Below are 17,757 nucleotides of genomic sequence, written 5' to 3' on the forward strand. Positions count from 1 at the left end.
GGGTGTAACAACCCCAATCCCTAAATGTTTTTTAGGGCCGATGCAGGCAAAAGGTTGCCTTTGAGGGCTTATTTTCTGCCTCAGACAGCTATTATTCATTCCCCTGATGCGTTTTTGCATCATACTTGCGGAGATATAACAGTCAGCCATGTCCAAGATAGATACGAACCGACCGTTTTTGCCTGTGCGTATTGCTGTTATGACTGTTTCGGATTCGCGCACACTGGAGACGGACACCTCCGGCGCAGCCCTTGTGGCGCGGGTTGAGGCCGCAGGGCACACCGTAGCAGCACGCACCATTGTTTCGGATGATACCGACCTGATCGCAGCGCAGCTGAGCGCCTGGATTGCAGACCCGCTGGTGGATGTGGTCATCACCAATGGTGGCACCGGTGTAACCGGCCGGGATGTGACACCAGAAGCATTCGAGCGCGTTATGGAAAAGCGCATAGAAGGCTTTGGCGAGCTGTTCCGTATGCTGTCTTACCAGAAAATCGGCACATCCACCATTCAGTCACGCGCCGTGGCGGGTGTTGCAGGCGGGACCTACCTGTTTGCGCTCCCCGGCTCCACGGGTGCGGTCAAGGATGGATGGGACGATATTCTGGTGTTCCAGCTCGATAGCCGCCACCGTCCGTGTAATTTTGTGGAACTGATGCCCCGCCTGCGCGAAGGGCTGAAGGAGACTTCTCACCATGACTGATGATGTAAAACTGCTGATGCTGGCAGGGGACTACGTAGAGGACTATGAGATTATGGTCCCGTATCAGGCCCTTTCCATGCTGGGATATACAGTGGATGTGGTCTGCCCGGACAAAAAAGCGGGGGACAAGGTTCTGACCGCCATCCATGATTTTGAAGGGGCGCAGACCTACAGCGAAAAACCCGGCCATGCCTTTACGCTGACTGCGGATTTTGATGCGATCGACACGGATGATTATCTGGGTCTTATCGTCCCCGGTGGCAGAGCGCCTGAGTATCTGCGGCTTAACCCAAGAGTGCTTGAGATTGTGCGCGCCTTTGCGGACCGGCCTCTGGCAGCGATCTGCCACGGTGCGCAGTTGCTGGCAGCGGCTGGGGTTATTAAGGGGCGCAAGGTTTCGGCCTACCCGGCATGCAAGCCGGAAGTGGAATTGGCTGGCGGTATTTATGCCGATATTGCCGTAACAGACGCCGTAACCGATGGTGAGCTGGTCAGTGCTCCCGCATGGCCTGCCCACCCGGCATGGCTGGCCCAGTTCCTGAAGGTGCTTGGCGCAAATATCAGCATTTAAGCCACGCAGCGCATGACCTGACCTGAGTTATGGGAGTGCGCTGGTCTGGCCTGCGCAGGCCCCCGGTCCCGTATGGGGTGCCGGGGGTGCTGGCAGTTTAGTAGCCGTTGACGGCGGGGCGGTTGAGAATTGCCATCAGCTCACGCCGGGTATCGGAATTGTCACGGAACACGCCCAGCATGGTGCTGGTGACCATGGACACGCCGGGCTTGTGCACGCCGCGTGTGGTCATGCACTCATGCGCGGATTCAATAATCACGGCCACGCCTTGGGGCTCAAGCACGTCATTAATGGTGTTGGCGATCTGGGCGGTCATGCGTTCCTGAATCTGGAGGCGGCGGGCATAGGCGTCCACCACGCGGGCCAGTTTGGAAATACCGACAACCCGCTGGCGCGGCAGGTAGGCAACATGGGCCCGGCCAACAATAGGGGCCAGATGGTGCTCACAGTGGCTTTCAAAGCGAATGTCACGGAGCAGAACAATCTCGTCATACCCATCGACTTCGGAAAAAGTCCGGCGGAGCAGGTTGGCCGGGTCAATGGCATAGCCTGAAAAAAAGTCGGTATAGGCACGGGCAACGCGGGCGGGTGTGTCCAGCAGACCTTCACGCGTTGGGTCATCGCCAGCCCAGCGCAGCAGAGTGCGCACTGCCTGTTCGGCTTCCTGTTGGGTGGGGCGGTCTGTGTTGTGCTCAGGCACGCTCATGCCGGTCTCCTGCTTTGGTTATTGGAGCTGGTGGTTCTGGAAAGGGCTATCCAGGCTGAAGGCGGGAATGGTCACGTCAAACCGGGTGCGGTCCGTGGTGGCTTGCAGCAGGTAGGACCCGCGCATGAACCCCCCGGGCGTGGAAAGAGACGCGCCAGATGTATATTCGTAAAGCGTACCGGGCTGGATAATGGGCTGCTCCCCTACAACACCCTGCCCATGCACATGCTCCGTGCGGCCGGATGTGTCGGTAATATGCCATGTCCGCTCAAGCAGTTGCACCGGTCTGTTGCTGTCGTTGCCAATGCGGATACGGTACACCCAGCAGTAACTGTGCTCATCCGGCTCGGACTGGTCAGACAGCCAGAAGACCTGCACCAGCACACGAATGCCATCGGTCACGGCTTCGTACACAGGGAGGGGGGAGAACAGTTCGTTCAGAGCTTCTTCCGGGGATTGTGGAAGGGGGGCAACGGCCCAGTCGGCCATGGGTCTCCATGCTCCTGCAAAATGGAAAGGGGTTCGGCCCTGATCAGCCGTTCCGTGTGCTAGGTCCGCATTGGGTGCGAGAGCGTGCCAGTATCATGAACATGGGGGTTGTGCAAAGCTGCATCCAGTACGGGGAGTGCAGGCCATGCCCCTCTGGCCATGGCCTTTGCCCCTAGGTGGATGGGGGCAGGCCATGGCCGGGCAGGCGTGTGGCGTGCTTACAGCGCCTTGAGTGCGGCAACGCCGCGCGCCAGATCGTCTATCAGGTCCGCGCTGTCTTCAAGGCCGACGGAAAAGCGGATGGCGCCATCCGTAATGCCAAGGGCTGCGCGTTCTTCGGGGCTGATCTTGGAGTGCGTGGTGGTGGCCGGGTGGGTCACCAGCGAGCGGGAATCCCCCAGATTGTTGGAAATGGCGATCAGTTGCAGAGCGTTCATGAACGCAAAGGCTTCTTTTTGTCCGCCTTCCACTGCAAAGGCGACAAGTGTGCCGTTGCCGCTCATCTGGCGCTGGGCCAGTTCGTATTGCGGGTGGTCCTTGCGGCCGGGGTAGCGCACCATCTTGATCCCCGGAGCCGATGCCAGATAATCCGCCACTGCAGCGGCATTGCGGGCCATGGCTTCCACACGCAGGGACAGGGTTTCCAGCCCCTTGAGCATGACCCATGCGTTAAAGGGAGAAAGTGCATTGCCGGTGTTGCGCGTAAAGGGCTGGAGGGTTTCGGTTATCCAGTCCTTGCGGCCCAGCACGGCGCCACCCAGCACACGGCCCTGACCATCAATGTGCTTGGTACAGGAATAAACCACCACATCCGCGCCCAGTTCGAGCGGTTTCTGGAAGATGGGGGAGGCAAACACATTGTCCACAACCACAATTGCACCCGCCTTGTGGGCACGCTCGGAAATGGCCGCAATGTCGAGAATATCGAGCATGGGGTTGGAGGGGCTTTCCAGCAGCACCGCATCCGTGGGGACAGACAGGGCCTCGTCCCATTCCGCCAGATTGCCACCATCCACAAACACGGTTTCCACGCCGTAGCGGGGCAGCAGGTGGTTTACAATCCAGTGGCAGGAGCCAAACAGCGCGCGGGAGGCCACAACACGCCCACCCGCCGTAACGTGGGAGAGCAGGGCGGAGGAAACAGCCCCCATGCCCGTTGCCGTGGTTACGCAGGCTTCTGCCCCTTCCAGATCCGCCAGACGGGCTTCAAGTGCAGCGGTGGTGGGGTTGCCAAAACGGCTGTACTGGTAGTGCGTAACCTCACCCGTAAAGGTTTTGGCAGCCTGTTCGGCGTTGTCATACACAAAGCCGGAGGTCAGGAAGAGGGCTTCGCTGGTTTCACCATATTCGGTGCGCTCCAGACCGGCATGGAGCTGGCGTGTGGCAGGGCGCCACGCCTTGGAAGGGGATGTCTGGTTATCACTCATGGGACTTGTATCCGGTTCTTTCGTGTCTGATCCACACCTTGGGGCAGGCGCAGGGCATGCGTCCATCCGCGGGGGTGCATCTCTCAAATTGACCGTGGAAACCATGACGTCGGGTTATGCGCGCCGTCAAAGCCTCTTTAGCGCGTTTCTTTTACCTCGCCGCAAGCCGGCCTAACAAATCACGAGGGAAGGTTTCGTGCAGAAACATTCTGCCTTCTGGTTAGTCCCGCTCCTTATCATTCGTCAAGAATGTATTTTAGCGTTTTTCCGCTTTATTCCACAAATCAGAGCTGTGGTTTTGGCTAGAGCAGGGCTTGCAGCAGGGGAATAAACGGCAGATCGGCCTCGGGCATGGCGTAGCTGCGCAGATCAGCCGGGGCCACCCACGCCAGTTTTTGCCCCTCACGCGCGGTGGGGGTGCCATGCCAGCGGCGGCAGATATATAGCGGCATCAGCAGGTCAAAGCCGGGGTAGGCGTGCGAGGCAAATGTAAAGGGTGCCAGGCATGCGCGCGACATATCCAGCCCCAGTTCCTCGTGCAGTTCGCGCACAAGGGCGGCCTCTGGTGTTTCTCCCGCTTCCACCTTGCCGCCGGGGAACTCCCATAGACCGGCCATGCTTTTGCCCTCCGGCCTGCGGGCGAGCAGAATACGGCCCTGTGCATCTATTAGCGCGGCGGCGGAAACCAGCACCAGCTTGCGCTGTGTGGTGGTGGGGGCTGTGCTCATGTCCAGATCAGTCCGGTTGGCTTCCATCATGGCAACAGGCAGTTCCGTGCCACGGGCGGTAAACATCTGCCGGTCAGTGCCACAATGGCGGAAGCCTGCGTGTTCAAGAACGCGGATGGAGGCAGGGTTATCCTGTGCTGCCGTTGCGCGCAGGGCGGTAATATCCAGATGGGCCAGTGCCCAACGCGTCATGCGGGTGGCGGCATGGGTGGCAATGCCCTGCCCCCAGTAGGGGCGGCCAACCCAGTAGCCCAGAATACCCACACGCCCCACCTGCGGCATGGTGTGAATGCGCACCCCAATGCAGCCCATAAAAGCCCCGTCGGGTGCGGTTATGGCAAAATGGTAGCCTTCGCCACTGGCCTGCATCTGGCAGGTGGAGGCGATCCAGCTATCTGCCAGATCCCGGGGGTAGGGGAAGGGCAGGCGGCTGAGCATACGCACCACCTCCCAGTCATTGACCAGGTGGTGCAGGGTTGTTGCATCATCAGGGTGGAGTGGGCGCAGGCGGCATGGACCCGCATCCAGTAACAGTGGTCCGGTATCAGGCATGAGACTCGCTGGCAGGGGGAATGCCACATTCAACCAGCAAAGCCCGGAGCGCGTTAATTACGGGGAAGACCTCCACATTGTGGTCCCCGCCCAGTTCGCGCCATGCGTTCTGCTCCAGTTCTACAATCTCGCGGTCTTCGGCAAAAATCCGCTCGGTAAACGCAACAAGCAACGGCCATGCCATATCCAGAATACCGGGGATTTTGGGGCGTTTGACCGAGAGCAGGCCAAAGGTCCGGTTGGTCAGTTCATCAGCACTCTGGGGGGTGTACACAATCCACAGGTCCATTACCGGGTCTTCATCCCCGGTCTGGATGCGCAGGGTCTGGTAGGGGTATTCCGTGCGGATGGTCATGACATCGCGGTGCTGGAATTTTTCTGATACGTCACGCCGCTCGCCAAAAATCAGGGCTTCGCCAAAGGGCTGTTTGCCCCCTGTGCGCGCAAAGCTGTAGCGGGCTTCCACCAGACCGGGCTCGCGCTTCTGGCCCAAAAAGCGGGGCTTCATCTGGCCCATCTGTTTGGAGTGCATGAACTGGTGGTTCATATCCATCAGGTTTTCATGCATGAAGCTGTAGTGGCAGCCAACGGTGCGGCCAAAATAGCGGGTTTTGTAGGCGGGGCTATCCGCCCTTGCCAACTGCGGGGCCAAGGGCACGCTATCGGCTTTTTCCGGGTCGCCGGGAAAAACAAAGATCATGCCGTTCTGTTCGCGGCAGGGGTAGGTACGTACCCCGTTGGGCAGCTTGCCCTTGCCCAGATAAGGTACGTCAATGCACCGGCCGGAGCGGCCATAGGCCCAGCCGTGGTAGCAGCATTTGACTGAACTGCCCGCAACAACCCCTTTGCTGAGCGGCACCTGCCGGTGGGCGCAGCGGTCTTCCAGCGCAAAAATGGGGCCGTCCACCGGGCGGACCAATGCTATGGGCTGGCCAGCGTAACGTGTGCCTATGGTTTTTCCGGGTTTGAGTTCGCGCGACCATGCAACCGGGTACCAGTAGTCCGGGTTGGAGCGTACCCTGCGTATGTCCGTTGTGTTCGGGCGTGTTTCGGCCCCAAAGGACGTATCATCAGAATTGGGCGGTACTGTCTGGTTCATGTCGCCTCGAATCAGGGGAACCCCCACGGCATCGGGCCGATGCCGCCATTTGCGAACGCTATCTCAACTCATACCCATGTTGGATGCAAGACCATTGGGGCCGGTTGCGCAAATTAATGCGCCGCCAGCTCGGCTGTCAGGGCCTCTATGAACTGGTATGCCACACGGCCCGAGCGGCTGCCACGGGTAATGGCCCATTCATTGGCGCGGGCCAGCAGCACATCGGCGGAAATAGGCAGGTTGCGCGCCTGAGCATAGGTCTGGACCATATCGGTATAGGTATCCTGCTCGCAGGCATGGAACCCAAGCCACAGGCCAAACCGGTCGGAGAGGGAGACTTTTTCTTCCGTGGCTTCGGAGGGGTTGATGGCGGTTGAGCGCTCGTTTTCTATCATGTCACGCGGCATCAGGTGGCGGCGGTTGGATGTGGCGTAGAACAGCACATTTTCCGGCCGCCCGGCAATGCCGCCATCCAGCACGGATTTGAGGGCTTTGTAATCCCGGTCTTCTTTTTCAAACGACAGGTCATCACAGAACAGAATGAAGCGGCGGTGGTTCTCACGCAGCAGGCTGAGCAGCAGGGGCAGGCTTGTCAGGTCCTCACGCTGGATTTCTATGAGTGCTACCAGCCCCTTGCCCGGCGTGCAGGGTTTGCCGTCCACCTGATTGACCAGCGCATGCGCCCCCTTGACCAGCGAGGACTTGCCCATACCGCGTGCCCCCCACAGCATGGCATTGTTGGCGGGCAGGCCGTGGGCAAAATGGCGCGTGTTTTCCAGCAGAATGCGCCGTTGCAGGTCTATGCCCTGCAACAGGTCCACGCGGACATGGGCCACATGGGGGATGGGCAGCAGCCGCCCGCGTTCTGGCAGCCAGACAAAAGCATCCGCCGTATCCACCCCTTCCAGCGTTGCGGGGGGAGGGGAAAGGCGCTCCAGAGCCGCGGCAATACGGTCCAATGCTGGCAGCAGGGTCTGGTCCATCGGCTTTTATTCCTTATTAAAGGTCTTTCTGGCGGTCTTTCGTCAGCATGGGAGCTTGACGCGGGAGGATTGAAAATTATGGTCACTTCTTCTGTTTTCGCAACCAGCCATTGTTGAAGGTCTGTACCCTTATGTCCAATTTTCTTATCCCCGCTGCTTATGCCCAGACAGCCGGAGGCTCTGGCGGTGCTTCGGGCATTATGTCCTTTTTGCCGTTCGTGGCTGTTTTTGCCATCATGTACTTTCTGCTCATCCGCCCCCAGCAGCAGCGCCAGAAGCAGCTTAAATCCGAGCTCAAGGCCCTGCGCCGTGGTGACCGGATTGTAACAGCCGGTGGTGTTATTGGTGTTGTGCAGCGCACCAAGGAAGAGTCGAACGAAGTGGAAGTGGAAATCGCACCCAACGTGCGCGTTATGGTCATGCGCGAAACCATTTCCACCGTGCTGACCAGCACAGCCAAACCCGCCAACGACTAAGCCCCAGCCGGGGCTGGTGACCGTTACAGGAACGAGACGGGGTCTATATCCACCTCAACACGCACGTGCCTGTCCAGTGGAACCAGCCCCAGCCAGCGGTGCAGAATAGGTTGCACCGCAATGCTGCGCCATGTGCGGAGCAGCAACCGGCGGCGGTGCCGCCCACGTAGGATGGCAAGCGGGGCCGGAGCTGGCCCCAGTACCTGAATACCCTCCCCATACGGGGCGGTGCGGCCAAAGCGGGCTGCGGCATCATCCGCCGCCTGAGGTGTGTCCGCGCTGATGATCAACGCCGCCAGCCGCCCATAAGGCGGCCAGAAGCCGGGGCGGCGCTGTTCGGCCTCCTGCTCCATGAACTGGTCAAAATCGCCCGAAAGCAGGGCCTGCATAACCGGGTGTTCGGGCGTGTAGCTTTGCAGCACCACGCGCCCCGGTGCGCTGGCGCGGCCCGCGCGGCCTGCAACCTGATGCAAAAGCTGGATCGTGCGCTCCCCGGCCCGCAGGTCCGCCCCCCCAAGCCCCAGATCGGCATCCACAATGCCAACCAGTGTCAGATGGGGGAAGTGCCAGCCCTTGGCCACAATCTGGGTGCCAATAATCAGGTCCACTTCACGGCGGGCAATTTTGGCAACTGCTTCTGCGGTGGCGGCAGGCCCCCCAAGCGTATCGCTCGACATGACAAGAATACGCGCATTGGGGAAGCTCTGGCGCGCCTCCTCGGTTATGCGCTCAATCCCCGGGCCAATGGCGGTCAGGCTGTGTTCGGTTTTGCAGTTCGGGCATACGGGGGGCATGGGCTCCGTATGGTCGCAGTAGTGGCAGCTAAGCACCTGCCGGTTGCGGTGTTCCACCAGCCATGCGGTACAGTGCGGGCATTCCATGCGGTGGCCACAGCTGCGGCACAGCGTAAGGGGGGCGTACCCCCGGCGGTTAAGGAACAGCATGGCCTGCTCCTCCCGCCCTAATGTGGCGGCGATGTCTTCCACCAGTCTGGGGGAGAGGAACAGCCCGCGTTCAGGCGGGGCCTCCCGCATGTCCAGCAGGTGGGTTTGCGGCAGGGATGCGCCGCCGTGGCGGGTGGGCAGCACAAGGCGCTGGTAGCGCCCGGCCTGTGCATTGGCCAGAGTTTCCAGGCTGGGGGTGGCGGACACCACTACAGCGGCAAACCCCGCCAGCCTTGCACGCACCACGGCCATGTCCCGCGCGTTGTAGATTACGCCTTCTTCCTGCTTGAACAGGGATTCGTGCTCTTCATCCACAATAATCAGGCCGAGGTTGCAAAAAGGCAGGAACAGCGCCGAGCGCGCGCCCACAACCACCGTGGCGGACCCATCGGCCGTTCCCAGCCAGGTCTGGCGGCGGGCCTTCTGCCCGATTTCGGAGTGCCAGACAGCGGGGCGCACGCCAAAGCGGCGGGTAAACCGGTCCATCCACTGGGCGGACAAGGCAATTTCGGGCAGGAGCACAAGGGCCTGTTGCCCCTGTTCCAGACAGGCGGCTATGGCTTCGAGGTAGATTTCGGTCTTGCCCGAGCCTGTTACCCCTTCGAGCAGGGTTACGGAAAATTTTTTGTCCTGCACGCTGTGGTGCAGGGCTGTAGCGGCTTCTTTTTGTGCCCCTTCCAGCACAGGTGGGTGGTGCAGCGGGTCGGGCTGAGCAAAGGGACTGGCAGGTTCAAGCAGAACCGGACGGAGTGCTCCTGCATCTGCCAGCCCTTTGACCACACCGGCACTGACCTCTGCCGCACTGGCAATATCGGTTGTGGTGCGGGGGCGGCCATCCGCCATAAGGGCCAGCACCTTCTGCCGTGCGGGGGTTATGCGCAGTTCTTCCGGTGGGGTGGGGGGAGCGATCCAGCCCATGGCGGGGGCAGGTGTGGCCCCTTTCATGTGCAGGCGCAGGGTCATGGCCAGCACCATGCCGGGGGGGGAGAGCGTATAGGCAGCCACCCAGTCCACAAACCGGCGGAGTTCGGCATTAAGCGGAGGAAGCTCCAGCCGTTCGGCCACGGCGCGCAGGCGGTTATCTGCCACTGTTTTGGCGGGCGTGGGGTGGGCAAGGTCTGCTGGCAGGGTGGTGTGTGTGTCCCAGACCACGCCGGTCTGGCGGCGGTTGCCCAAGGGTACGCTCACAATATCGCCCGGCTTGAGCGCCATGCTGGCAGGGGCTTTGTAGTCAAACGGGCCAGTAAACGGCATGGGCAGCAGGACGGGCACGCGCAGCCCACCCATTGTGGGCTGGTCCGCGCCGGAGGCATGCGTAGAAGAAGGGGGAGGAGCCACTGCCATGTCCTTATGTTTAAGCGCGCAGCAGCGCAAAGAACAGGGGTTGTCTGTTGGGCTTTTTGCCCGAACGTAGGATAGAAGGGAGCAGAAGGCAGGAGGCACATGGGCATGACGGCCGAAGACGCAGTGCAAAAATTTCTGGCATGGATGGCGGTGGAAAAACGGGCCTCCCTTTTGACCATAGATGCCTATCGGGGGGATCTGGCCCGTTTTCTGGCTTTTATGACCACACATCTGGGTGGGCCACCGGCCATGAGCGGGCTGGCCAGCATAACCCTGCGCGACCTCCGGGCATGGCTTGCGCACGAGGTGGCACAGGCGCAGGAGCAGGCCAGCCGCCCCCATGCGCGCCGGAGTACGCCAGACCAGGCTGCCCGCACCCGAGCACGCCGGGTTTCTGCCCTGCGGTCATTTTTTAAATATCTGGCACGTAGGGAAGGGGTGGAGAATCCGGCTGTCTCGCTGTTACGCCTGCCCCGTACCAAAAAAACACTGCCCCGCCCTCTGGCGCGCGAAGATGCACTGGCCGCCCCGGATGATATTGCCAGTATGGCCCACACCCCCATGGAGGAGCAGCGGAACGCCACCCTGTTCCTGCTGCTATATGGCTGTGGACTGCGGATTTCTGAAGCGCTGAACCTGAATATTGCTGACCTGCACACCATGGAAGGCAGTGGCGTCCTGCGTATTCACGGCAAAGGGGGCAAGGAGCGGCTGGTGCCCGTACTCCCTGCCGTGTGCAAGGCGCTGGAAGCATGGCGCAAACGCCACCCCGCCCCCGCGCCGGACAGCCCGTTATTTGTCGGGGTTCGTGGGGGGCGCCTGCAACCTGCTATTGCCCAGAAGGCCATGCGGGAATGGCGGGTCAGCAACGGGCTGCCCGAGCACGTAACCCCCCATGCCCTGCGCCACTCCTTTGCCACCCATTTAATGGAAGGGGGGGCAGACCTGCGCGTTATTCAGGAACTGCTGGGCCATGCCAGCCTGTCCACAACACAACGTTACACACTGGCGGATGAGGCACGGCTGCTGGATGTCTGGACGCGTGCGCATCCACGTGCGCAAATGGAGTATAACGCCCATAAAAAAGAAGGTTGAGGGTTATGATCACCACAGCACACCGCACCCCGTGGCCGGAAATAGAACCCTACGCGCAGGGGTATCTGGATACTGGAGAGGGGCATCAGGTTTACTGGGAGCAGTGTGGTAACCCCGATGGTATTCCGGTTGTGTTCCTGCATGGTGGGCCCGGTGGTGGGTGTTCGGCTGCGCAACGCCAGATGTTTGACCCAGCCCGCTACCGCATTGTGCTGTTTGACCAGCGCGGGTGTGGGCGCTCGCGCCCGCATGCCTCGCTTGAGGCCAATACAACATGGCATCTGGTGGCCGATATTGAACGCCTGCGGACCCTGTTCGGGCTGGAAAAATGGGCTGTTTTTGGCGGATCATGGGGGTCCACGCTGGCTCTGGCCTACGCCCAGACCCACCCCGAGCGCGTGAGTGCTCTTATGCTGCGCGGCATTTTTACCCTGCGTAAGGCCGAACTGCTCTGGTATTATCAGGAAGGAGCATCCTGGCTGTTCCCCGATAAATGGGAGGATTTTGTAGCCCCCATCCCTCCCGAAGAGCGGGGAGACATGATGGGCGCTTACCGCAAACGCCTGATTTCGGACAATGTTGAGGAACGGCTGGCCGCCGCGCGGGCGTGGAGCCTGTGGGAAGGGCGAACCCTGACCCTGCTCCCCTGCCCGGAAATGGAACACCAGCATGATGAAGCCGATTACGCACTGGCTTTCTCACGCATAGAAAACCATTACTTTGTTCACGGTGGCTGGCTTGAGGAAGGTCAGCTTATCGCCAATGTGGCGCGTATCCGCCATATTCCCACCGTGATCGTGCAGGGGCGGTACGATATGGCAACCCCGGTGCGCACGGCATGGGACCTGCACAGGGCATGGCCCGAGGCGGATTTTCAGCTGGTCGATGCCGCAGGTCACGCCTTGTTTGAACCCGGTATTCTTACCGCCCTGCTCAACGCCACGGACCGTTTTGCACAGGAACTGGCATGACACATCGGCACGGCAGGCATAAGAACCCGCGGGGGTGGCAGTACTGTGCCACCGTTGCGGCTGTTGTTGTGGGTATGGGGGCAGGGGCTCATGCCGCCAGTGCCCAGTCCTGCCATAAGCTGATGGCGCGTGTGGCCTTGCGCAATGATCTGGGTTTTTTGAATAGTCCGGTCAGCCTGAACGGCCATGCCGCACGCATGATTGTGGATACAGGCTCGGAAGGGAGCCTGCTCTCGCCCGAGGCCGCAGCTTTGTTTGATACGCAACTGGACCGCTCCATGCACACCATGGTGCATGGCACGGGTGGGGCTGGGCGTATTGTGCCCAATGCGGTGGTGCGGTCCTTTAAAATGGGCGGGCTGGAGTTTGGCCCTGTCTCCATCCCCGTGGATGCACTGCCTGCTGTGCCGCGCACGGAACCCGCGGTGGAAGGGCTGGTGGGGGGGGACCTGCTTTCACGCTATGATGTGGAGTTTGATGTAGCACAGGGCACGCTCTCTTTCTGGTCCGCAAGCACGGCCGGTTGTTCCGGGCCGGAGGGGTGGCGCTACATCTACCGTGCGGTTCCGTTGCAGAACGCGGGGGAGCGGGTTATTGCCCGCGTGGAACTGGATGGCCATGCCTTGCAGGCGCTGGTGGATAGTGGGGCGCGCTCGTGCATTGTCTCAACCCAGGCGGCGGAGCGTATGGGCGTAAGCGAGCACACGCTGGCTACAGACCCCGGCGGGCTGACAACCGGCGTGGACGGCCACCAGCAAACCTACCACTGGCATAAATTTGGCATGATGCAGATTGGACAGGAGCAGGAAAAATCTCCCGTGCTCACAGTTGCTCCGGTGCAGGACACGGTCGATATGCTGCTGGGGGCGGACTGGTTTGCCGCCCATAAGGTATGGATTTCATACCGCACGCATATGCTCTACGTCATGCCCGTAACAGGGCGTACCCGCTAGAGCGCCGGTCTGGCGCGTTGATCATCAGGGGCTTTGGGCGGGCAGGCTGTTATAGGCCGCCGTCAGTGTTGGGGGGATTTCTTCCCCAACACTGAACGGGGTTTGGAGGGCGTTATTCGCCCTTGAGACGCTTGTTGCAGACGCTGTAATAACCGCCGCCTTTTTCAATCCACTTCAGCCCGCCATTGGCGTTGCTGGCCTTATTGGCGTTGTACTGGTCAAGGCAGGTCTGCATACGGGCCTTGCCAGCGCTGAGCTTGGCGTATTGCGGCGCAACTGCGCTAGGCAGGGTTGCGTTGGAAGGGGCGACTTCCGTGGCGGCTACGCTTTTGGCAGGTTTGGGCGCTTCAGCACTGGCAGGTGTTGCCGGTGTGGCGGCTTTGGGGGCGGCACTTGCCGCAGTGGTGGCAACATCGCACGAACTGGCCTTGAATTCCTTGAAGGACTGTCCCTTGAGCGTGTTGGCGGTTTTGGCCTCCTTGAACTTCTCGTGGCACTCCTTCACCGTCATGGCGTGGGCGCTGGGGAGGGAAAGGGCTGTGGCACAGCCAAGCAGCAAAGCGGCCAGTCCGGTGCGGGCTACAACAGTCATGAATAGACCTCATGCAAGGAGGATAATAGCGCGGCAGCCCCATGCTGCCAGCGTTCCATCAGTATCATGAAAAATCATGCGCAAGAAATGCAAGCCTTAAGGCTTTTTGTGCGTAGCAGAAAATTAATATCAAAATGTGCTGGTGCTGGTGCTGGTGCTGGTGCTGGTGCTGGTGCTGGTGCTGGTGCTGGGTAGCCCGTGTTTGGCGCACTTGCCCGGCCAGAATGCGTGTTTAGTCCTCAAACCGGGCAGAGCGAGTGCGCTTTATGCTGGCGCGGTGGGCTTTGCCGTCCAGCCTGCGCTGGCGTGCGGCCCGGCCCGGGCGCGTGGCAACCCTGAAGGCAGGGCGGTGGGCGGCCTCGCGGATCAGGGCTACCAGCCGTTCTATGGCATCCTCACGGTTGCGTATCTGTGTTCTGAAGCGTCGGGCGGTTATGACAATAACGCCCTCCCGTGTCGCGCGGGTTCCAGCCAGTTCCAGCAGCCGCACACGGATCCGCTCGGGGAGGGAAGGGGAGCGTGCGGCATCAAAGCGTAATTGTGCAGCTGTTGCGACCTTGTTCACGTTCTGCCCGCCGGGGCCGGATGCCAGAATATAACTGACCTCCAGTTCGGATTCAGGCAGGGAAAGTGCGGGAAGGATCGGAATGGCCATAAGCGGGGCATAGCATGGTTTGCCTGCCGATGTGTGCCCTGTACCCATAAAAAAAGCCCCCATGCCAGAGCATGGAGGCTTTTTGCCCAAAAGGCGGAGAGGTTAACGGATCAGTTGTTAATCCGCTCACCATGCAAGGACATATCCAGCCCTTCCAGTTCCTGATCCGCGGTGACGCGCAGACCCATGACCAGATCAATGGCCTTGAGGATGATGAAGGAGGCAAAAGCACACCAGACAATGGTCACCAGCACCGCTTCGCTCTGCACAACAAGCTGGTGCAGTGAGCCAACAATACCCGAGGGGTTGGCATCGGTTGCGGAAAGCGGGCCATAGGCCAGCACGCCGGTCAGCAGCGCACCAACAATGCCGCCCACACCATGCACGCCAAAGGCATCCAGGCTGTCGTCATACCCCATCATGTGCTTGAGGGAGGTTGCACCCCAGTAGCAGACAACACCCGTGATCAGGCCGATAACCAGTGCGCTGCCCGGCAGCACAAAGCCAGCTGCGGGGGTAATGGCAACCAGACCGCCAACAGCGCCGGAGATTACGCCCAGAACAGTCGGTTTGCCCGAACGCAGCCACTCCGCCAGCATCCACGATACGCCAGCACCAGCGGCGGCAATCTGGGTTGCAGCCATGGCCATGCCTGCACGGCCGTTGGCACCAACAGCGGAACCTGCGTTAAAGCCAAACCAGCCAACCCACAGCAGGGCAGCACCAATGACAGCGTAGGTCAGGTTGAAGGGAGAAAGATCGTCCTGCCCGTAACCCTTGCGGCGACCAAGCACCAGAGCGCAGACCAGACCGGCAACACCGGCGTTGATATGGACAACCGTGCCACCTGCAAAGTCAGCCGTACCAAGGCCAGCCAGCCAGCCGATCGGGCTCCAGACCCAGTGCGCAATGGGGGCATACACCACCAGAGACCACAGGATGGAGAACACGCACATGGCGCTGAACTTCATGCGTTCTGCGTAAGCGCCGGAGATCAGCGCGGGGGTGATAATGGCAAAGGTCATCTGGAACATCATGAAGATGCTCTCAGGAATGGTCATGGTGGTGGCGTTGGGGCTATCCGCACCCAGTGTAAAGCCAACATCCGCACCATTATGGATATGCGCGCCAATACCGTTGAGCAGCACGCGGGAGAAGCCACCAATCCACGGAGACCCGGTTGTAAAGGCGAGGGAATACCCCGCGACCATCCATACGATGGACATGATGCAACACAGGGCAAAGGACTGCATGAGCGTTGCCAGCACGTTTTTCTTACGCACCATGCCGGCATAGAACAGGGCAAGACCGGGGATGGTCATCATAAGCACCAGTGCGGTGCTGGTGAGCATCCATGCCGTATCCCCCGTATCTATGGGTGGGGGGGCGTCTGCGGCATAAGCCTGGGAGCAGCCAAGGGCTGCTACAAGACAGGCCGACAGAACAGCCGTGGTCTTGCGAATAACTGGACCTCTCGCCGGATTGACAGCTTGGAAGGGTCGCGCTGACATGATGATGCGTTCTCCTTAAAATACGCAGCCATTGACGCTCGCCAGATTCGTGTAAGGAGCGATGGGCCTAATCTTATTGTATCTATTCCGGAATGACCGGGGTGGCAATCCAGTTTGATACCGAATTGTTTCACAATCTGATTTATGGCTGAAAAAAGCCACAAAAAAAGAGGTCGCTGCTGCGGCCAGCTCAAATAAAAAAAGGCGTGCAAACCATAATGGTCTGCACGCCCTTATACCTGTTCTGGGGGATAATGGAGGCACTGGACGGGCCAGTACCTCCAAAACCCTTAAAAACCGGTTTGGGTAACTTAGAAGTCCATGCCACCCATGCCGCCCATGTCAGGACCGCCAGCAGGGGCTGCCTTCTTTTCGGGGCGTTCAGCAACCATGGCTTCCGTGGTGATCAGCAGGCCAGCAACGGAGGCTGCATCCTGCAGAGCGGTACGGACAACCTTGGCCGGGTCAATAATACCGGCTTCAACCAGGTTCTTGTATTCGCCAGCCTGTGCGTCGAACCCGAAGTTGTAGTCAGCGTTTTCGAGCACCTTGTTGGCGACAACCGCACCATCTTCACCCGCGTTGAGGGCGATCTGGCGCAGAGGAGCCTGCAGGGCGCTGAGGATGATGTTGCCACCAACGCGCTGGTCGTCGTTGTGGTAGTGCAGGTTGGCAAGAGCCTTGGTTGCGCGGGCCAGAGCCGTACCACCACCGGGAACAATGCCTTCTTCAACTGCTGCGCGGGTTGCGTGCAGGGCGTCGTCCACGCGGTCCTTGCGTTCCTTCACTTCGATTTCCGTGGAGCCACCAACGCGGATCACGGCAACACCGCCAGCCAGTTTGGCCAGACGTTCCTGCAGCTTTTCACGGTCGTAGTCAGAGGAGGTTTCCTCGATCTGCGCACGGATCTGCTTGACGCGGCCCTTGATGTCGTCGCCGTTGCCAGCACCGTCAACAATGGTCGTGTTTTCTTTGTCGATGTGAACCTTCTTGGCGGTGCCAAGCATGTTCAGCGTAACCGTTTCGAGCTTGATGCCGAGGTCTTCGCTGATAACCTGACCACCGGTCAGGATCGCGATGTCTTCCAGCATGGCCTTGCGGCGGTCACCGAAGCCAGGAGCCTTGACAGCAGCAATCTTGAGGCCACCGCGCAGCTTGTTGACAACCAGGGTTGCCAGCGCTTCGCCATCAACATCTTCGGCAATGATCAGCAGCGGACGGCCGGACTGAACAACAGATTCCAGCAGCGGCAGGATCGGCTGAAGAGAAGAGAGCTTCTTTTCATGGATCAGGATGTAGGGGTTTTCCAGATCGGCCGTCATCTTTTCCGGGTTCGTCACGAAGTACGGAGAGATGTAGCCACGGTCGAACTGCATGCCTTCAACCACGTCCAGTTCGGTCTGGAAGTGCTTGGCTTCTTCAACGGTAATAACGCCTTCAGAGCCAACTTTCTGCATGGCTTCGGAGATCATCTTGCCGATTTCGGATTCACCGTTGGCAGAGATGGTGCCGACCTGAGCGGTTTCCGCCGGGGTGGTAACTTTTTTGGCGTTCTTCTTCAGCTCTTCAACAACCACGGCAACGGCTTTGTCCACACCGCGCTTGAGGTCCATCGGGTTCATGCCAGCGGCAACGGCCTTCAGGCCTTCGCGCACAATGGCCTGAGCCAGAACGGTTGCAGTGGTCGTGCCGTCACCAGCAACGTCGTTGGTCTTGGATGCTACTTCACGCAGCATCTGTGCACCCATGTTTTCGAACTTGTCAGCCAGTTCGATTTCCTTGGCGACGGAAACGCCGTCCTTGGTAATGCGGGGTGCGCCGAAGCTCTTGTCCAGAACAACGTTACGGCCTTTGGGGCCCAGCGTTACCTTTACGGCATCAGCCAGAATGTCCACGCCGCGCAGCATGCGCTGGCGTGCGTCTGCACCAAACTTTACGTCTTTGGCAGCCATTGAATT

At 60.1% G+C, this 17,757-nt stretch carries 17 protein-coding genes and 1 riboswitch; of the genes, 6 read left to right on the forward strand and 11 right to left on the reverse strand.

From position 1 onward, the window contains the following. The first annotated feature begins 148 nt into the window (after window positions 1-148). Both moaB and GOB83_RS04705 read left to right on the forward strand, forming a co-directional pair. Window positions 149-703, forward strand: a complete 555-nt coding sequence (moaB, locus tag GOB83_RS04700) for a molybdenum cofactor biosynthesis protein B (RefSeq protein ID WP_165925382.1) — start codon at window positions 149-151, stop codon at window positions 701-703. Further along, the gene (locus GOB83_RS04705; protein ID WP_095349981.1) at window positions 696-1,274 is read left to right on the forward strand and encodes a DJ-1/PfpI family protein; all 579 of its coding nucleotides are present in this window, start codon (window positions 696-698) and stop codon (window positions 1,272-1,274) included. Before moaB ends, GOB83_RS04705 begins: the two co-directional genes overlap by 8 nt. Window positions 1,275-1,371: 97 nt before the next feature. On the opposite strand, the gene folE is transcribed toward GOB83_RS04705, so the two are convergent. The 6 genes from folE to GOB83_RS04735 all read right to left on the reverse strand — a co-directional run bounded on the left by folE (window position 1,372) and on the right by GOB83_RS04735 (window position 7,258). Continuing rightward, entirely contained in the window at window positions 1,372-1,980 is a 609-nt protein-coding gene (gene folE, locus GOB83_RS04710) for a GTP cyclohydrolase I FolE (RefSeq protein ID WP_086645539.1), read from the reverse strand. Window positions 1,981-1,998: 18 nt separating this feature from the next. Next, a complete protein-coding gene (apaG, locus tag GOB83_RS04715; RefSeq protein WP_086645538.1) occupies window positions 1,999-2,469 on the reverse strand; it encodes a Co2+/Mg2+ efflux protein ApaG in 471 nt (156 codons plus the stop codon). A gap of 218 nt (window positions 2,470-2,687) precedes the next feature. Next, the gene (metZ, locus tag GOB83_RS04720; RefSeq protein ID WP_086645537.1) at window positions 2,688-3,896 is read right to left on the reverse strand and encodes an O-succinylhomoserine sulfhydrylase; all 1,209 of its coding nucleotides are present in this window, start codon (window positions 3,894-3,896) and stop codon (window positions 2,688-2,690) included. A 116-nt stretch (window positions 3,897-4,012) separates the two neighbouring features. Continuing rightward, window positions 4,013-4,092, reverse strand: a riboswitch (SAM riboswitch). Window positions 4,093-4,198: 106 nt separating this feature from the next. After that, entirely contained in the window at window positions 4,199-5,176 is a 978-nt protein-coding gene (mutT, locus tag GOB83_RS15085; RefSeq protein WP_086645536.1) for an 8-oxo-dGTP diphosphatase MutT, read from the reverse strand. Next, entirely contained in the window at window positions 5,169-6,275 is a 1,107-nt protein-coding gene (locus GOB83_RS04730; protein WP_179290153.1) for an aromatic ring-hydroxylating oxygenase subunit alpha, read from the reverse strand. Before GOB83_RS04730 ends, mutT begins: the two co-directional genes overlap by 8 nt. A gap of 113 nt (window positions 6,276-6,388) precedes the next feature. After that, window positions 6,389-7,258 carry an ATP-binding protein gene (locus GOB83_RS04735; protein WP_086645535.1) on the reverse strand — a complete coding sequence of 290 codons (870 nt, stop codon included), beginning with the start codon at window positions 7,256-7,258 and terminating at the stop codon, window positions 6,389-6,391. A 131-nt stretch (window positions 7,259-7,389) separates the two neighbouring features. On the opposite strand from GOB83_RS04735, the gene yajC reads away from it, so the two are divergent. Beyond that, window positions 7,390-7,734: a preprotein translocase subunit YajC gene (gene yajC / locus GOB83_RS04740; protein ID WP_086645534.1), complete on the forward strand. Its 345-nt coding sequence runs from the start codon at window positions 7,390-7,392 to the stop codon at window positions 7,732-7,734. 23 nt (window positions 7,735-7,757) lie between these two features. Here yajC and GOB83_RS04745 read toward each other — a convergent pair whose 3' ends face one another. After that, window positions 7,758-9,965 (reverse strand): primosomal protein N', encoded by a 2,208-nt coding sequence (locus GOB83_RS04745; protein ID WP_242005743.1) that lies wholly within the window; start codon window positions 9,963-9,965, stop codon window positions 7,758-7,760. A 162-nt stretch (window positions 9,966-10,127) separates the two neighbouring features. Here GOB83_RS04745 and GOB83_RS04750 point away from each other — a divergent pair, with 162 nt between their 5' ends. The 3 genes from GOB83_RS04750 to GOB83_RS04760 are packed head-to-tail and all read left to right on the forward strand — an operon-like array spanning window position 10,128 to window position 13,041. After that, window positions 10,128-11,117: a tyrosine recombinase XerC gene (locus tag GOB83_RS04750; protein ID WP_165925384.1), complete on the forward strand. Its 990-nt coding sequence runs from the start codon at window positions 10,128-10,130 to the stop codon at window positions 11,115-11,117. 5 nt (window positions 11,118-11,122) lie between these two features. Further along, window positions 11,123-12,088: a prolyl aminopeptidase gene (gene pip, locus GOB83_RS04755; protein ID WP_086645531.1), complete on the forward strand. Its 966-nt coding sequence runs from the start codon at window positions 11,123-11,125 to the stop codon at window positions 12,086-12,088. Continuing rightward, window positions 12,085-13,041, forward strand: coding sequence for a retroviral-like aspartic protease family protein (locus GOB83_RS04760; RefSeq protein ID WP_242005732.1), 957 nt, complete (start codon window positions 12,085-12,087; stop codon window positions 13,039-13,041). The genes pip and GOB83_RS04760 overlap by 4 nt, the downstream gene beginning before the upstream one ends. Before the next feature lie 112 nt (window positions 13,042-13,153). Here GOB83_RS04760 and GOB83_RS04765 read toward each other — a convergent pair whose 3' ends face one another. From GOB83_RS04765 to groL, 4 genes are all read right to left on the reverse strand, one after another. After that, a complete protein-coding gene (locus GOB83_RS04765; RefSeq protein WP_165925385.1) occupies window positions 13,154-13,633 on the reverse strand; it encodes a hypothetical protein in 480 nt (159 codons plus the stop codon). Between the two features lie 232 nt (window positions 13,634-13,865). Beyond that, complete coding sequence (gene arfB, locus GOB83_RS04770) at window positions 13,866-14,288, reverse strand: alternative ribosome rescue aminoacyl-tRNA hydrolase ArfB (protein WP_086645689.1); 423 nt, start codon at window positions 14,286-14,288, stop codon at window positions 13,866-13,868. 110 nt (window positions 14,289-14,398) lie between these two features. Next, window positions 14,399-15,799, reverse strand: a complete 1,401-nt coding sequence (locus GOB83_RS04775; protein ID WP_143296442.1) for an ammonium transporter — start codon at window positions 15,797-15,799, stop codon at window positions 14,399-14,401. A gap of 311 nt (window positions 15,800-16,110) precedes the next feature. Continuing rightward, window positions 16,111-17,751, reverse strand: coding sequence for a chaperonin GroEL (gene groL, locus GOB83_RS04780; RefSeq protein ID WP_086645529.1), 1,641 nt, complete (start codon window positions 17,749-17,751; stop codon window positions 16,111-16,113). Window positions 17,752-17,757 lie beyond the last annotated feature (6 nt).

It is taken from the genome of Acetobacter fabarum (assembly GCF_011516925.1).
GTDB lineage: Bacteria > Pseudomonadota > Alphaproteobacteria > Acetobacterales > Acetobacteraceae > Acetobacter > Acetobacter fabarum.

Excerpts from the sequence above, each read along its gene's own strand:
- moaB (WP_165925382.1), top strand. The coding sequence starts at position 149 with ATGTCCAAGATAGATACGAACCGACCGTTTTTGCCTGTGCGTATTGCT.
- apaG (WP_086645538.1), bottom strand. The coding sequence starts at position 2,469 with ATGGCCGACTGGGCCGTTGCCCCCCTTCCACAATCCCCGGAAGAAGCT.
- metZ (WP_086645537.1), bottom strand. The coding sequence starts at position 3,896 with ATGAGTGATAACCAGACATCCCCTTCCAAGGCGTGGCGCCCTGCCACA.
- GOB83_RS04745 (WP_242005743.1), bottom strand. The coding sequence starts at position 9,965 with ATGGGTGGGCTGCGCGTGCCCGTCCTGCTGCCCATGCCGTTTACTGGC.
- yajC (WP_086645534.1), top strand. The coding sequence starts at position 7,390 with ATGTCCAATTTTCTTATCCCCGCTGCTTATGCCCAGACAGCCGGAGGC.
- folE (WP_086645539.1), bottom strand. The coding sequence starts at position 1,980 with ATGAGCGTGCCTGAGCACAACACAGACCGCCCCACCCAACAGGAAGCC.
- pip (WP_086645531.1), top strand. The coding sequence starts at position 11,123 with ATGATCACCACAGCACACCGCACCCCGTGGCCGGAAATAGAACCCTAC.
- GOB83_RS04730 (WP_179290153.1), bottom strand. The coding sequence starts at position 6,275 with ATGAACCAGACAGTACCGCCCAATTCTGATGATACGTCCTTTGGGGCC.
- groL (WP_086645529.1), bottom strand. The coding sequence starts at position 17,751 with ATGGCTGCCAAAGACGTAAAGTTTGGTGCAGACGCACGCCAGCGCATG.
- arfB (WP_086645689.1), bottom strand. The coding sequence starts at position 14,288 with ATGGCCATTCCGATCCTTCCCGCACTTTCCCTGCCTGAATCCGAACTG.
- GOB83_RS04705 (WP_095349981.1), top strand. The coding sequence starts at position 696 with ATGACTGATGATGTAAAACTGCTGATGCTGGCAGGGGACTACGTAGAG.
- GOB83_RS04765 (WP_165925385.1), bottom strand. The coding sequence starts at position 13,633 with ATGACTGTTGTAGCCCGCACCGGACTGGCCGCTTTGCTGCTTGGCTGT.
- GOB83_RS04760 (WP_242005732.1), top strand. The coding sequence starts at position 12,085 with ATGACACATCGGCACGGCAGGCATAAGAACCCGCGGGGGTGGCAGTAC.
- GOB83_RS04750 (WP_165925384.1), top strand. The coding sequence starts at position 10,128 with ATGACGGCCGAAGACGCAGTGCAAAAATTTCTGGCATGGATGGCGGTG.
- GOB83_RS04775 (WP_143296442.1), bottom strand. The coding sequence starts at position 15,799 with ATGTCAGCGCGACCCTTCCAAGCTGTCAATCCGGCGAGAGGTCCAGTT.
- mutT (WP_086645536.1), bottom strand. The coding sequence starts at position 5,176 with ATGCCTGATACCGGACCACTGTTACTGGATGCGGGTCCATGCCGCCTG.
- GOB83_RS04735 (WP_086645535.1), bottom strand. The coding sequence starts at position 7,258 with ATGGACCAGACCCTGCTGCCAGCATTGGACCGTATTGCCGCGGCTCTG.